Source organism: Cytobacillus sp. FSL R5-0377 (genome assembly GCF_038004385.1).
Classification (GTDB): Bacteria; Bacillota; Bacilli; order Bacillales; family Cytobacillaceae; genus Cytobacillus.
Genome location: NZ_JBBORA010000001.1, coordinates 2,231,303 through 2,246,410, shown reverse-complemented (window position 1 = coordinate 2,246,410; position 15,108 = coordinate 2,231,303). Strand labels below are relative to the sequence as shown.

Below are 15,108 nucleotides of genomic sequence, written 5' to 3'. Positions count from 1 at the left end.
GGAGACTCCTTTCTAAAAATAAATGAAGCAATCAGGTCAATCATAACACCTCAGAGAGCACAAAGGGCAAAAATTTTTTCAGCACAAAAATAAGAGCCAGTGATTATTCTCACTGACTCTTTTATCAAACTCAATTATTCTCCTAAGTAGGCATTCAGCATCCAAATATGCGTATCTAATTTTTCCAATAGGCCGATGGCAAAATCGCCTGTCACTTGATCTCCATGTTCCTCGGCAAGATCGGCTAAAGAAATTAACTCTTCTTTAATATGTTTATAATCGGAAGCAAGAGCGGCAACCATATCTTCTGCTTTCTTCTCCCCATTGGATTCTTCAAGAGTGGTAATGCTCAAGTACTCTTTAAATGTTGCTGCCGGTGAGCCGCCGATGGCAAGCAGGCGTTCAGCTGCCTCATCCACTACTTCCGCTGCTTCATTGTATAATTCCTCGAACTTTTCATGAAGAGTAAAGAAAAGCGGGCCATTTACAAACCAATGGTAGCGATGCAATTTAGTATAAAGGACACTCCAGTTTGCTACTTGAACATTTAATGCTGCATGTAATTTTTCCATCGTAATTCCCCCTAAGTAATTTATATGTTAATTATAACAAATTTTAAATTATAATCAATACTTATTTATAATTATTATAAATAAGTATTCGTCGGTATAACCATGTGCGTTTATGGTAAAGTGATATAGTATTGAATATCTGGCAAGACATACAGGTGAGTGGGGATTTTTAATGGAATATCTTTTATTTATTACGCTCGGGGTTCTTATTAGTGTGCTCTCTGGTTTTTTTGGGGTGGGCGGGGGATTCATCCTTACTCCGACACTCATGCTGTTTGGTTTTTCTCCGGTAGAAGCAATCACCACAAGTTTGCTTTTTTCAATTGGTACCTCTCTTTCAGGCATCATCGCCCATATCAGGATGAGGAATATATGGCTTAAACAAGGGCTGATTCTTGGACTAAGCGGCATGGCAGCTACTCAGGCCGCGCATCCTTTTGTGATGTTTCTAGCAGATAGGGGATGGGACACATGGGCCGTTCCTTTGTTTTATACCATCCTGCTGTCTTATTTTGCTTTAGGGATGTTAAGAAGGGGGAAAAAACCAGATGGTTCCGCTCAGTCATATTCTCCTTCCATTCTGAAGATGGTGCTGATTGGATTTTTTGCAGGATTTGTTTCTACGACATTAGGGGTGGGCGGCGGTTTTATTATGGTGCCTTTATCGGTCGCCTATTTAGGGATGAAGCCGAAAAATGCAGTAGGGACCAGCTTGTTTGCTATCATGTTAATCGTATCCGCAGGCTATCTATCCTACTCTTCCACTGTCAGTATCGATTATTGGATTGGCCTTTCACTCGTAGGAGGCGGCCTCATAGGATCACAATTTGGAGCGAGGCTTACCTCGTATTTTGATAATGAAGAGATCACCTATATGCTTGGAGCTTTATACATGGCGACAGTCGCAAGTGTGATTCTGAAAGTAATCCATTTGAATTATACCGGCTTAGTGCTGATGGTCATTTTTGTCGGAGGATTTTTAGTGCGGAGCCTTGTGAGAGTGCAGAAAGCAAATGCCCGCCTCAAGGCAAAAAAGAAGAGGCCATAACGGCTTCTCCTTTTACATTTCCCGGGGCACCTTCATGCCGAGTGTCTGCATGCCATCTGTAAGAATAATGGTGACTGCTGTGACAAGGGCAAGCCTAGCCTGGATGTCTGCATCCTTCTCCAGTATCCGTACATGCCCATAATATTTATTGAAGGCCTGGGCCACATCAATCAGATATTTAGCGAGAACGGAAGGGGAAAGCTGATTATACGACTGTCTGATTTTCTCGGGATAGTGATAGAGCAGTTTAATAATTTCCCAGCTGTAAGAATCGGTTAGCCCGCTAGCGGCAGAAGGGAGATCGCCAGCCTTGCGGAGAAGTGAACAGGCCCGGGCATTGGTGTATTGCAGATAGGGACCGGTTTCTCCTTCAAAAGTCAGCATGTCTTCAAGTGAAAATTCAATATTGTTCATGCGGTCATTCTTCAGGTCATGGAACAAAATGGCTCCGATCCCGACTGCTTCAGCGACTTCATTTTTATTTTCCAGCCCGGGATTTTTAGACTCGATGTTGTTTTTTGCGAGAAGAACAGCTTCATCCAGGACTTCCTCCAGAAGGATGACTCTGCCTTTACGGGTAGACATCTTTTTGCCATCTTTCAAATAAAGCCCAAAAGGGACATGTATCATTTTATCTGCCCACTCGTAGCCCATTTTTTTGATCACGCTTTTAACCTGCCTGAAATGGATGCTTTGTTCCTGGCCGACAATATATAGGGAGTGATCAAATTGATAGGTTTCCCTTCTGTAATATGCTGCAGCAAGATCCCGCGTTGCATACAGGGTCGCTCCGTCGGATTTTTTAATCAGGCATGGAGGAAGGTCTTCATCAGGCAGCTGAACGACCTCTGCACCATCAGATTCAGTCAGCAGCTCCTTAGCAACCAGTTCCTCGATAACGGGCTCCATTTTATCATTATAAAAAGCTTCGCCATTGTATGAGTCGAAATGAATGCCAAGCATATCATAAATACGCTGAAATTCTTTCAATGATTCATCTCTGAACCAATTCCAGAGTGCCTGTGCTTCTGTATTTCCGTTTTCAAGCTCTTTGAACCAGGAACGTGCTTCATCTTCAAGGGCTGGATCATTCTCTGCTTCTTCATGAAACCGTATATAAAGGCTGAGCAGCTCCTTAATCGGATGCTCCTTCACTTTATCCAGATTGCCCCACTTTTTATAAGCGGTGATCAGCTTGCCGAATTGTGTGCCCCAGTCGCCTAAGTGGTTGATTCTGACCGACGTATAACCGCATTTTTCAGCCAGGTTCCCGAGGGCATTTCCAATGACAGTTGACCGCAGATGACCCATGGAAAAGGGCTTTGCGATGTTGGGTGAAGAGAAATCAAGCACGGCTGTTTTGCCTGCGCCATCCTTCAGCATTCCGAATTTTTCTCCTTCTTTCAGGATTTCATCCAGTATGTCAGCACCAGCAGCTCCTTTTGAGAAAAAGATATTAATGTAGGGGCCGTCAGCTACCGCTTTTTCAATAAATGGTCCCTGAATCTTGCACGCTGTCTCCTCAGCGATAATTGCTGGTGATTTCCTGAATGCTTTTGCCAGTGTAAAACAGGGAAAAGCAAGATCGCCAAATGCCGGGTTCTTTGGCGTTTCAATTAAATCTGAAATGGCTTTCTCAGTAATCTCCCCATTCAGCACTGAAGCCAGCTGATCGGTGAATATAGCTTTGAAGTCGATCATTTAAACACCTCCTAAAAAATAAAAAAGCCCGCCTCTATATAAAATAGAGACGAGCTGAAATTCCCGCGGTACCACTCTGATTGTCCAAAGGACCTCTTGCGAAAGGACGCTTCATTAGTTTTGAAAGCATTCCTTTAGGGGTTTTATAACGGGACTCCTAACCCGGCACAGCCTACTTTTCTTTCAGCTATGCATCTCCGAAGTGCGCTTCACAAAAAGGGTTTCCGACAGGCTTGCACCGCCCCTGTCTCGCTATTAGGAAAGAGCCCATTGCTACTCTCTTCATCATAGACACTAAATATATTACTGTTATTATACGCGCCTGGTATTATTTTGCAACATAATTTGAGTCAGTTGAAAACATATAGTTTCTGTGATGGTAGCGAATGCTGAATATCAGTCCCATCGCCATCATATTTCCCATAAGCGAGCTTCCGCCGTAGCTGATAAAAGGCAGCGGAATGCCGGTGATTGGCAGGACCTGAATGGTCATTCCGATATTTTGAAATACGTGGAAGGTGATCATACTGATTACCCCGACGCAAATATAGGTATTAAAAGGGTCAGTCGTTTCAAGGCCGGTTTTCGTTAAGTGATAGATAAGCAGAAAGAAAAGGCTGATTACCACACTGGCGCCGAAGAAGCCGTACTCCTCGCCAATGACGCTAAAAATAAAATCAGTGTGGGCATCTGGCACATATACCTGTCTATCGGTAAAGCCTTTACCTGAAATTAATCCCGAGCCGATGGCGAGCATGGAATTATACAGCTGCATTCCGGCCCCCTGCTTGTGATTGACCGGGTCAAGCCAGGAATAAATCCTGCTGAACTGATAGGGGTCGATCCCGAGGTACTTCTCTAAAATCTCCGGTGCTATGATTACCAGATATAGAACTGTTCCTGCAAGAGCTCCGAGGATTCCATAAATAGGCACAAGGATTTTCCAGGTGATGCCGGATACCAGGATGATCCCTGCTAATATCGCGATAAGGACAAGAGCAGTGCCCAGGTCTTCGATAATAATCAATCCTAATGGAGGCAATGTGGCCGCCCCCAGTTTGATGAGGAGAAAAAAGTCCGTGCCTGCGGTCTTCGCCTGATACTTCAGATGGTGGTCAGCAATAACTTTGCTGAGGGCAATGATAAGGAATACCTTAACAAACTCTGAAGGCTGCACCGAACCGAGGCCAGGGATGATATACCACAGCTTGGCACCTTTGCGCACAGGTGCGATGCTTTCCGGTGCAATGAATAGCCCGACAAGCAATAGGATGCCGAAACCGTACAGCAGCCATGTGAGTCTCCGGATCTGTTCGCCGTCAAAATACATGACAATCCCTACAATGACCGCTCCAACAATGTAATTTTTAATTTGAGAGATGACAAAATTCCCTTCATATTGATTGGAGGATTGTCCGCTGTAAATCGCAATGCAGCTGATAAGAAAAAATAGCAGCAGAAGAAAACATAATGTCCAATCGAATCGGTCTGAGAATCTATTATTCTGTTTCATTTTTACACACCTGGTTCCTTTATCATTTACATTTTTATCCTATCAGAGAAAAATTAACCTTACAATGGAGAAAGTGATTTCATTGGTTAGACGAAAAAATCAATGGGATGGTTTCCTGCATTTTCAAAATAACGGTAAAAATTTTTTCGCATTGCAAAGATATTTTCAGATATTTTTGCTACAATAAGAGAATAAAATACTGGAAGTTTGGCAGACAGTTTCAATAAGGAAGCTGTCTTTTTATCGCAGTCTAACGGGCAATAAGATCCCTGCTTCAAGATTGTGAAGAATCAAGGAGGATATGCGGGGTCAATCTGCCCGTAAGGCCCGATTAATTCAATTAAGGCTATGAAAATACTACTTTGCGTAACGGCTCGGAGGTTTCGTCATTGAAAAGAAGGAATCAAACTATTCGTGATCTCATCTACATCCACCTTAATGAAAAGGATCAGTATGTGATGACCTATGGAATTGAGTTTGCAGAGTTTGCCCAGTCACTTGCAGATTCTATTAATAATTTGCTGCTGTTAAAGCACCGTTATGAAGATGGGGACTTTAATAGCCATACGATGTTCGATTATGTGTCAAGGGACAAGCTGGGCAGGCTGGTAGAGGATGATGTATACGGCTATGGCGATTTTTGCTGGATCGACTTCGAGGAAGAGGAAGCAGTGAATGAGCTTCCCGGCCAGGCCATTGCGGAGCTTCTTTATCTCAGTCATATCAAAGAGCATCTTAAGCCGCCTTTTTACAATTATCTGAGTAACCGGTATGTGTACCTTGCCCATGAGGATGGCTGGTTTAACCGCACATATTATCGCGATTTGAACGATTTTTACCGTATGCTTGGAGAAGTGGTTCCCGGTAAAATGGGACAGATGAAGGTAGAAAAAACACTCCTTGGCATTAAAAAGAAAAAGACGTATCCTCCTATCACGAGAGACGTGCTGCTTTCATTAAAGCCCCTTATGAAAGAAGGAGCTGTCCTTTCCATTAAGGATATTGAACAGAATCGGGTCCGGATTGAAATTCCGATTTGGATAATTGGTGATTTTGCCAATATGGATGATATGTATGATGAGTATGTAGCCTTAGTGAAAGAACCATGTGAAGCAAAGATTGTATTCGATAAGAAAACGAGGGAATGGAAAATCTACTCGCGTTAGACTCTGAACTTTTTTACAAGCTTCAGCAATTTTCTGTTACTTTTCCTGCGGGATGGTGTATAATCGGAAATAGAAAATTTTATATCGCAATAGAACAGGTGTCTTCTCAAAAGGGCTTTAAAGCAGGCTCTTTTGAAGACTTAATAGGGAAGCTGGTGAAATTCCAGCGCGGTCCCGCCACTGTAAATGGAAGCAGTCTGCAAAATCCACTGTACATGAATGTATGGGAAGGAGCAGAAAATGCAATGACCATGAGCCAGGAGACCTGCCTGATTCTTAAGCACCCATTAACCTACGAGGATAGGGAGGTGTTTGGTCCGGCCATCTATTCTGCATTTCTTGTAAATGACCATGCCAACATCTCCTTGCCGTTCGAGGGGATGTTTTTTTATTTTTACCGGTGGTGACAGGCACCACCCGAATTTTGTCGATAGTTCTAGGAGGATTGCTGAGTATGAAGAAGTTTTATGCATTTTTAGTAACGATGCTGCTCGCGGCAGGAGTGCTTGCAGGCTGCGGCGAGAGTGCCGAACAGCCTAAAGAAGAGAAAAAGGTTGAGGAAGGGCAGAAAGGTGCTTTTCCTGTAACAATAAATGACGCGCTTGATCATGAAGTGGTTATTGAAACTAAGCCTGAAAGAATTGTTTCTGTTATTCCAAGCAATACCGAAATAGCATTCGAATTAGGATTTAGAGAAGAAGTGGTGGGGGTCTCTGATTTTGATAACTACCCGCCAGAAGCTGAGAAAAAGGAAAAGGTTGGAGGTCTGGAATTTAATGTAGAGAAAGTGATCTCTTTGAATCCTGACCTTGTCCTTGCCCATGCTTCAACCGCACAAAGTTCGGAAGCCGGTCTTCAGCAATTAAAGGATGCGGGTGTGCCTGTCCTTATTGTCAATGACGCGAAGAACTTTGATGAGGTATATGAATCCATTGAAATGATTGGGACTGCAGCGGGAGCGAAAGAAAAAGCCGAACAGCTTGTTTCCGACATGAAGAGCAAGCTTGAGGAAATCAAAACAAAAGCACAAGCGATAAAAGAAGAAGACCGCAAATCGGTAATGGTTGAAGTTTCACCTGCTCCTGAAATCTATGCAGCCGGCAAGAACACCTTTATGGATGAAATGCTAAGTGCAATCAACGCAGAAAATATCATATCGGAAGAAGGATGGCCGAAGATGGATTCGGAAGCAATTATCGAGCGGAATCCGGATGTAATCGTCACCACACATGGCTTTTACACTGAAGACTCTGTCGGCAATGTCTTAAGTCGGGATGGCTGGCAGGATATTACCGCAGTGAAGAACAAGCAGGTTGCCGCTGTTGATTCCGATATGGTGACCCGCTCTGGCCCTCGTATAATTGAAGGAGTCGAGGAACTTGCAAAAGCAATCTATCCGGACGTATTTAAATAATAAATTACTGGCTTATACAACAGCAGCAGCTTTCCTGCTTTGTGCCATGCTGATGGGAATTTCAATCGGAACAGTGTCCATTCATCCCCTGACCATCATCAAAGTAATAAGCGCTGAGATTTTTCCCTTTGTCTCATTGGGAAAAACAGATATCATGCATGCAAATATTATTATGAACATAAGACTTCCGCGTGTACTGCTGGCAGGCTTGGTTGGGGCGTCTCTTGCAATTGCGGGAGCCGCCTTTCAAGGTTTATTAAGGAATCCCCTGGCAGATCCCTATACAATTGGGGTATCTTCCGGGGCTTCGCTCGGTGCAGTTTTAACCTTGTTCTTTGGTCTATCTATTCCGCTGGCAGGAATCTTTACACTGCCGTTATTCAGCATATTTTTCTCCTTTTTAACGATCTTTGCTGTTTTGCTTTTTGCGAGAAGTATTGAAAGATCCATGAAAGTGGAAACGATTATTTTAACAGGCATCATCTTCAGTTCTTTTCTAGGCGCCCTTATCTCTCTAATGATTGCACTGACAGGTGAGGAGCTTAGACAGATTATTGGCTGGCTTCTTGGCAGTGTATCCATGAGGGGCTGGGCGTATATTAACATTATCCTTCCGTTTTTTGTGATAGGCGCGGTTCTATTGCTGGTTAACAGCAAAGAGCTGAATGCGATGAGCTTCGGAGAGGAAAAGGCCCGGCATATAGGGGTGGACGTTCAAAAGAGAAAGATGATGGTCCTGATAGCAGGCTCCATCTTAACGGGTGCGGCTGTTGCGGTGTCTGGAACGATAGGGTTTGTCGGACTGGTGATCCCTCATCTGACCCGGATGCTGTGGGGTCCGGATCATAGGCATCTATTGCCGCTATCCATTCTGATGGGATCAGGATTCCTTATTATAGCCGATCTGGTTTCGCGGACAATCATTGCTCCTTCCGAGCTTCCAATCGGTGTGATTACAGCCTTAATCGGTGCGCCTGCTTTTGGGGTTATTTTAATGAAAAGAAAGAATAAAATTTAAGCACATAAAGGCGCTTGCGCTTTTCTATTCAGAAAGTAGTGATGAATCATGCTAAGAGTCGAGCAGATCACTGGCGGGTATGCCGGTGCTCCGGTTGTAAAAAATATCAGCTTTGAAGTGGAAAAAGGAGAGCTTTTCGGGATCTTGGGGCCAAATGGAAGCGGAAAAACGACGATTCTGAAGATGCTGAGCGGCGTTCTGCCCAATACATCAGGTGATATTTTAATCAAAGGTAAAAACCTTTCAGAATATACACCGAAAGAGCTGGCGAAAATCGTTGCCGTTTTGCCCCAGCATACCTCTCAGGCCTTTTCCTATACTGTAAAGGAAACTGTTTCCCTTGGCCGGTATGCCCATCAAAAAGGCTGGTTCCAGAGCTGGACCGGTAAAGATGAAGAAGCGGTTTGCCGGGTTATGGAGCAGACAGGCATCTCCCGATTTCAGGATGATAATATTCAGCAATTATCCGGCGGTGAAAGGCAGAGGGTGTTTTTAGCGCAGGCCCTTGCCCAGGAGCCGGAAATATTATTGCTGGATGAGCCGACGAACCATTTGGACTTATCTTATCAAAAAGAGCTGCTTGATCTTCTTTCTGTCTGGTCAAAAGACTGCGGATTGACGGTCATTTCCATCTTTCATGATTTGAATTTGGCCGGACTTTACTGTGATCGCTTATTGCTGCTTGAGAATGGTGAAATCAATATTAACCATGTTCCGAATGAGGTTTTAAAAGAAGGGCGGATACGGGAGGTTTACAGGACGAATATTGAGAAGCTTCCGCATCCAAGAGTGGCGGCTCCTCAGATGGTGCTGGTGCCTGAACGCTCACAGGCAGAAAGCCAATTGGAGAAACGAATCGATCCGGCCAGCCTGGAAGTAAGGGAAGACTTACTTGTTCTTCGCTCGCCATTTCCGCTTAAAACCATGTCTTCAGGTGTAACCGGTTCAGGCACTGGCTGGCATCGGATTTTTCTTAACCGGCATGTGAGCAAGAATTATGACTGCAGTGATCATCGGGCAGAAATGGCGGAATTTGTCCGGGGGATTGGCTTTGAACCAGGAGAAACTGTGGGGATGATGACTGCCGTATATATTGAGGATTACTTCAGCAAATTTTATGAAGAAGAGGCATTCTCTGTGTATGTGGTAGTGACAGCAGGTGTCGGCAATGCTGTGGATGCCTCAAAAAGCGAAGAGCATTCTTATCATCTGATTCCGGGTACTATCAATACATGGATTTTCGTTAATGGCCATCTGACTGAGGAAGCCTTCATCCAGTCTATTATGACTGCAACTGAGGCAAAAACCCGTGCACTACATGATCAGAAAGTTAAAGATGGTGTCACAGGGACGATAGCGACTGGAACTTCGACAGACAGTATTTTGATTGCGGCCACACAGCAGGGGGAAAATCTGGATTATGCGGGTACCATTACACCGCTTGGCAAATTAATTGGCAAGGGTGTCTACGAATGTACAGTTGAGGCGATTAAAAAATCACAAAGCAGGATAAAGAGATGATTATAAATCACCTGATGGCTCTGACCTTTGCCTGTATCATAGATAAGCTGATAGGGGACCCGCCCAGCTGGCCGCATCCAGTCAGGTGGATGGGAGCCCTGATACATAAACTTGAACAAGCTCTGAATAAAGGCCGTTTTAAAAAATTAAAGGGGATCCTCATGCTATCTATAGTCCTCCTGGCTGCAGGAGGAATAACTTATTTAATCATATCGCTCTTCTATAAAATTCATCCGGCTGCCGGCATTCTGGCAGAGGGGATCCTTATCTTCACAGCCATTGCACAAAGAAGTTTAAAAGAGGCAGCTCTGGAGGTCTATGTGCCTCTGGCAAAAGGAGATATGGAAGAAGCAAGAGTGAAGCTTTCATACATTGTCGGCAGGGATACTGAACGACTAGATGAACCCGGCATTGTCCGGGCTGCCGTGGAGACTGTGGCAGAAAACACGAGCGATGGCATTACAGCTCCATTATTTTGGGCACTCATCGGCGGTGCTCCGCTTGCTCTTATTTACAGGGCCATTAATACATGTGACTCGATGGTGGGCCATACAAATGATAGATATTTAGATTTTGGATGGGCATCCGCCAAGGTGGATGATATCGCGAACTGGATCCCGAGCCGGCTGACTTCCGTTTGCATCATGCTCACCCAAAAGCCGGAGCATTCTACATATGAGGAAGCTTGGGGAATCCTTTTAAGGGATGCGCCGAAGCATCCAAGCCCGAATAGCGGCTGGGGCGAAGCTGCTATTGCAGCCCTTATGGGGGTCCAGCTGGGAGGAATCAACTTCTATAAGGGATTAATTTCAAACCGTGCAACGATGGGAAAGCCAAAGGTGCTGCTTGAAAAGGAACATATTTTAAAAAGCATCTCGATCATGAACAAGACGGTTTTCTTATTCTTGCTTTTATTATGGACAGGAGGGATGCTCTTTGATTTGGCCTTCACACGGATCTAACCCGCAATACTTATATGAAGCGATGGATAAGCAAATGCCCGAGGAGCGGATTGATTTCAGTGCCAATATCAATCCCCTGGGGCCTCCCCGTGAATTAAAAGACAGGTGGGGCAGTCTATTCCAATATATTAGCGACTATCCCGATCCCCGTTCTTCTCTATTAAAAAGCAAATTGGCGGCTGAAGAGGGAATAGAGGAAACACAGATTCTAGTGGGAAATGGGGGAGCAGAGCTGATTACCCTGATTGGCAGGATGATAGCAGGGAAAAATGCGCTGATTATACAGCCGGCTTTTTCAGAATATGAAGAGGCCTGCCGCGTTAATCATTGTACAGTCTCCTATCATCAGCTGGAGCCCGGGGATTGGAATCTGGATATGGAAACGCTATCTGAAAAGTTAAACGCTGCTGATGCTGCTTTCTTTTGCAACCCAAATAATCCGACGGGTGTCTACTATCCCTCTGCGATGGTGAAGAAGCTGATGGAGGAGTGTCAGAGACACGGCTGCCTGCTTATTATGGATGAAGCTTTTTATGACTTTGCCAGTGAGTATCAATCTATTGTTCCATACATAGGAAAGGATTCGAATGTGGTGGTGCTGCGCTCCATGACGAAGATGTTTTCCATACCGGGCCTGCGCCTTGGCTATATGATGGCAGGTGAGAGGCTAATTGAAAAAGCTGCTGCTCTGAAACCTCATTGGAGCGTGAATGCCCTTGCTTTAAAAGCAGGAGAGTGGTGTTTGGACAGCAAGGAGCACGTCAGGCTGACAAAGGATTTGATCCGGCAGGAGAGAGCGAGGCTGGTTCGGTTTTATCAGCAATTAGACTTTAACGTTTCTCCTTCATCCGTGAACTTTTATTTATTAAGGGATCCCCGCCTGGATGAGCAGCTGCCTCTCTTTCGATTTTTGCTGGAAAAGGGCATTATCCCAAGGCACACGATGAATTTCCCCGGCCTGGAAGGCAGATGGCTGCGTTTTGCGATTAAAGGGCCGAAAGACAATGATGTCCTGATGGAGGCGATGGAGGAATGGCGGAAGGTTCGCTGATTTTTATCACAGGGGGCGTGCGGAGCGGAAAAAGCTCATATGCGGAGAGGACTGCAGCTCGGATTGCAGAAAAAACAGCCGGAAAGCTTCACTACATTGCTGCCGGAAAAGCTTTTGATTCCGAGATGGAGGCGCGCATCCGGAAGCACCGGTATGACCGGGATAAGAGCGGCTTGGGCTGGACTACCTGGGAGAAGCCTAGCAAACTTGATGAGATCTCGGGAAGCTTTGGCAATCAGGATATTATTCTATTTGATTGCTTGACCACTCTCTTGAATAATGAATTTTTTGGAGGAGAAGATGTCTGGCAGACCAGAGAATTTCAGCAAAACCTTTCTAATGAAATACTAAGTTCCGTTGTTGAAATACGCAAAAAGTGCAGCTGCTTGATCATAGTCAGCAACGAAGTCTTGAATGAGGCAATTGGCGAAAACGAATTGGTATTTACATATGCGAAAATATTGGGGAAGCTTCACAGGGAGATCGTAAAGCTGGCTGATGAAGCCTTTCTTGTTGAAGCAGGCATTCCCATTCAAATGAAAGGAGATCCGGCATGAAAGGGATCATGATTCAGGGGACTTCATCCGATGTCGGGAAAAGCCTGATTGCTACCGCTCTTTGCAGGGCATTTGCGAACGAAGGATATCGCGTAGCTCCATTTAAATCTCAGAATATGTGCAACTATACTTATCAGACCAAAAGCGGAAAGGACATCGGCAGAGCACAGGGATTGCAGGCAGAGGCCGCTAAGACTACAGCGAATCAATGGATGAATCCGATCTTACTAAAGCCAATGGCCGGCTGCCAATCCGAGGTCATTATGCTTGGGGACCATGCAGAAGTGGTTTCAGGTAGCTCTTATCAGAATGATTTTTATCAAAAGGGGCTTGAAGCGATTAGGCTGTCACTTCTAAAATTGCGGGAAGAGTATGAGCTTCTTGTGCTGGAGGGGGCAGGAAGTCCGGTTGAGATCAATTTAAAGGAAAAAGAGCTCGCAAATATGAAGGCCGCGGAAATGGCGGATGTGCCCGTGATTCTGGCTGCGGACATTGAAAGAGGCGGGGTTTTTGCCAGTATTATAGGGACGCTGGAGCTGTTGAGTCCACAGGAGCGAAACCGGGTAAAAGGAATCATGATTAATAAATTTCATGGGGATCCGGAGCTTTTTGAGGAAGGGAAGAGGTGGATTGAGGAAAAAACCGGGCTTCCGGTACTTGCTGTTCTCCCATACATAGGCCAGCATGGCATTCCTGTTGAAGATTCCCTTTCGGATGGACCTGAAGCCGCTCATCCGGATATAGTGGAAGACAGCAAATATGATGAGCTGTCAGAAGCGATGCTAAAGCATATGGATTGGGAAAAATTAAAGGAAATTGTCTTTAGCTGGAGAAAACAGAATGAAATGGCTTAAAGGATTATTGATTAATCTTCAATTCTTCACAAGCATTCCCATTCCGGTATCCCTGCCCATGGATAAGCCTCATCTGGAGAAGGCCATCAGGACATTCCCTATAGCCGGCATGATACAGGGCGGGATATACGCATTTATACTCTATGCTTTTCTTGAATGGACTCCTTTTTCCCTATTAGCAGCGGCTTTTGCTGTCTGGCTTGCCGGTATTTTGCTGACCGGCGGAATCCATCTTGATGGGTGGATGGATGCGGGTGATGCGTTCTTCTCCTATCGCGATCAGGAGAAGCGGCTTGAAATCATGAGTGATCCCCGGGTAGGAGCTTTCGGGGTTCTGTCTGTTATTGTTCTGCTGGGTGCCCGTTTTCTGTTTATCTATGAAATTGTGCTGTTATCAAATCCATCTTCCTATTTTTTAATTGCAGTGATTCCCTTTTTAAGCAAGATGGCAATGGGGGTATTGCTCATAAAAGTGAAGGCAGCCAAAAAAGAGGGGCTGGGCTCCTTATTTCAGCAGGCTGCTTCGAAAACCACCTTATTCATTTACCCTATCTTCCTTCTGGGCGCCGCGGCAGCCGCCTGGCTGTCTGGCTTGCCGGCTTTAGCCGGATTTCTTTTCATGGTTCTATTTTCAATCCTGTTTATCGTATTTTTATCAAGAAAAGTTATTGCCTGGTTTGGCGGAATGACAGGGGATGTACTTGGAGCCAGCGTGGAAGGGACGGAGGTGCTTTTATGGATGACACTGTGGCTGTTGCATTATTTCGTCATGGGATGACAGAAGCCAATAAGTCCCATGCTTATCTGGGCTGGACGGATTCCCCTTTGTGTCCGGAACATAGGAGAAAGCTGGCTGCGGCACCTCAAGGCTACAGCAGAATTTATGCAAGTGATTTAGGCAGATGCATGAAGACGGCAGCTATTCTTTTTCCGGGTCATCCTGTTAAACCATGTCCCGAATGGAGAGAAATGCATTTTGGCGAGTGGGAAGGCAGGACTTATGAAGAGCTGAAAGGGAACCCGGATTATCAAAAATGGCTGGAAAATCCTTTCTCGGGAGTACTGCCTGGAGGGGAGTCTTTCTCAGCATTTACTTCAAGAGTGGATAAAGGGTGGAAGAATTTAACCGATCAATTGCTACGGAATGAGATTTGTGATGCTGCTGTAATTACACATGGCGGAGTCATAAGGTACCTTCTTGGAAAGTACGCACCGGAGCAAAAGGAATTCTGGGAATGGCAAGTTCCGTTTGGAAGAGGCTATGAGTTTAGATGGTCTCGGGAAGCGTTTAGGAGGGGAGAAAGATGCACTTCATTACAGGAGGCAGGTTTAACGGGAAATCCGAGTGGGTGAAGGAATTTTATCAATTGGAAGATACTCCCCATAAATGGATTTCTGCTTATCATGGTGAGTTTCCTGATGATTTAGATTACCAGCTGATTGTTTTTGAGGGAATTGAACAGATGATTCGGGAGTGGTCATCGACGCTTGAATTTGAAGAAATCCGGGGCAAGTGGCAGGCGCAGCTGGAAAAGTGGCTTAAGTGGGAAAAAGCAGCTGTTAACCGGAAAATGGTTTTAATCGGATCTGATATGTCAAAAGGGATTGTTCCGATGGAGGCAGCTGACCGAAAATGGCGGGATGCATCAGGATGGGCCTTTCAGGATGCAGCAGCAGCTGCAGATAGAGTTGATTTGATTTGGTACGGCATCAGCCAAAAAATTAAATGAA

At 45.0% G+C, this 15,108-nt stretch carries 15 protein-coding genes, 1 riboswitch and 1 other annotated feature; of the genes, 12 read left to right on the top strand and 3 right to left on the bottom strand.

Features of this window, described 5'->3' with window-relative positions:
- Positions 1–134: 134 nt before the first annotated feature.
- Positions 135–572, bottom strand: a complete 438-nt coding sequence (locus NSQ49_RS11530) for a Dps family protein (RefSeq protein ID WP_251284298.1) — start codon at positions 570–572, stop codon at positions 135–137.
- Between the two features lie 172 nt (positions 573–744).
- Here NSQ49_RS11530 and NSQ49_RS11525 point away from each other — a divergent pair, with 172 nt between their 5' ends.
- Positions 745–1,620 (top strand): sulfite exporter TauE/SafE family protein, encoded by an 876-nt coding sequence (locus NSQ49_RS11525; protein ID WP_251284299.1) that lies wholly within the window; start codon positions 745–747, stop codon positions 1,618–1,620.
- A 12-nt stretch (positions 1,621–1,632) separates the two neighbouring features.
- Here NSQ49_RS11525 and argS read toward each other — a convergent pair whose 3' ends face one another.
- Both argS and NSQ49_RS11515 read right to left on the bottom strand, forming a co-directional pair.
- Positions 1,633–3,318, bottom strand: a complete 1,686-nt coding sequence (argS, locus tag NSQ49_RS11520; protein WP_251284315.1) for an arginine--tRNA ligase — start codon at positions 3,316–3,318, stop codon at positions 1,633–1,635.
- 45 nt (positions 3,319–3,363) lie between these two features.
- Positions 3,364–3,619 (bottom strand) — a binding site (T-box leader).
- A gap of 30 nt (positions 3,620–3,649) precedes the next feature.
- Positions 3,650–4,834: an FtsW/RodA/SpoVE family cell cycle protein gene (locus NSQ49_RS11515; RefSeq protein WP_159870843.1), complete on the bottom strand. Its 1,185-nt coding sequence runs from the start codon at positions 4,832–4,834 to the stop codon at positions 3,650–3,652.
- Positions 4,835–5,223: 389 nt separating this feature from the next.
- Here NSQ49_RS11515 and NSQ49_RS11510 point away from each other — a divergent pair, with 389 nt between their 5' ends.
- The 11 genes from NSQ49_RS11510 (at position 5,224) to NSQ49_RS11460 (ending at position 15,107) form a co-directional block, all read left to right on the top strand.
- Positions 5,224–6,000, top strand: a complete 777-nt coding sequence (locus NSQ49_RS11510; RefSeq protein WP_159870840.1) for a hypothetical protein — start codon at positions 5,224–5,226, stop codon at positions 5,998–6,000.
- A gap of 79 nt (positions 6,001–6,079) precedes the next feature.
- Positions 6,080–6,287, top strand: a riboswitch (cobalamin riboswitch).
- A 167-nt stretch (positions 6,288–6,454) separates the two neighbouring features.
- Positions 6,455–7,414 (top strand): ABC transporter substrate-binding protein, encoded by a 960-nt coding sequence (locus tag NSQ49_RS11505; RefSeq protein ID WP_251284300.1) that lies wholly within the window; start codon positions 6,455–6,457, stop codon positions 7,412–7,414.
- Positions 7,380–8,432: a FecCD family ABC transporter permease gene (locus NSQ49_RS11500; protein WP_159870831.1), complete on the top strand. Its 1,053-nt coding sequence runs from the start codon at positions 7,380–7,382 to the stop codon at positions 8,430–8,432. Before NSQ49_RS11505 ends, NSQ49_RS11500 begins: the two co-directional genes overlap by 35 nt.
- A gap of 48 nt (positions 8,433–8,480) precedes the next feature.
- Entirely contained in the window at positions 8,481–9,953 is a 1,473-nt protein-coding gene (locus NSQ49_RS11495) for an adenosylcobinamide amidohydrolase (protein ID WP_251284301.1), read from the top strand.
- The gene (cbiB, locus tag NSQ49_RS11490; RefSeq protein WP_159870825.1) at positions 9,950–10,915 is read left to right on the top strand and encodes an adenosylcobinamide-phosphate synthase CbiB; all 966 of its coding nucleotides are present in this window, start codon (positions 9,950–9,952) and stop codon (positions 10,913–10,915) included. The genes NSQ49_RS11495 and cbiB overlap by 4 nt, the downstream gene beginning before the upstream one ends.
- On the top strand, positions 10,890–11,966 hold the full coding sequence (gene cobD, locus NSQ49_RS11485) for a threonine-phosphate decarboxylase CobD (RefSeq protein WP_251284302.1): 1,077 nt from the start codon (positions 10,890–10,892) through the stop codon (positions 11,964–11,966). The genes cbiB and cobD overlap by 26 nt, the downstream gene beginning before the upstream one ends.
- Positions 11,948–12,523, top strand: coding sequence for a bifunctional adenosylcobinamide kinase/adenosylcobinamide-phosphate guanylyltransferase (locus NSQ49_RS11480; RefSeq protein WP_251284303.1), 576 nt, complete (start codon positions 11,948–11,950; stop codon positions 12,521–12,523). The genes cobD and NSQ49_RS11480 overlap by 19 nt, the downstream gene beginning before the upstream one ends.
- The gene (locus tag NSQ49_RS11475; RefSeq protein ID WP_251284304.1) at positions 12,520–13,377 is read left to right on the top strand and encodes a cobyric acid synthase; all 858 of its coding nucleotides are present in this window, start codon (positions 12,520–12,522) and stop codon (positions 13,375–13,377) included. The genes NSQ49_RS11480 and NSQ49_RS11475 overlap by 4 nt, the downstream gene beginning before the upstream one ends.
- A complete protein-coding gene (gene cobS, locus NSQ49_RS11470) occupies positions 13,364–14,155 on the top strand; it encodes an adenosylcobinamide-GDP ribazoletransferase (protein WP_251284305.1) in 792 nt (263 codons plus the stop codon). The genes NSQ49_RS11475 and cobS overlap by 14 nt, the downstream gene beginning before the upstream one ends.
- A complete protein-coding gene (locus NSQ49_RS11465; protein WP_251284306.1) occupies positions 14,113–14,730 on the top strand; it encodes a histidine phosphatase family protein in 618 nt (205 codons plus the stop codon). Before cobS ends, NSQ49_RS11465 begins: the two co-directional genes overlap by 43 nt.
- Positions 14,682–15,107 (top strand): bifunctional adenosylcobinamide kinase/adenosylcobinamide-phosphate guanylyltransferase, encoded by a 426-nt coding sequence (locus tag NSQ49_RS11460; RefSeq protein ID WP_159870807.1) that lies wholly within the window; start codon positions 14,682–14,684, stop codon positions 15,105–15,107. The genes NSQ49_RS11465 and NSQ49_RS11460 overlap by 49 nt, the downstream gene beginning before the upstream one ends.
- The last annotated feature ends 1 nt before the right edge of the window (position 15,108 follow it).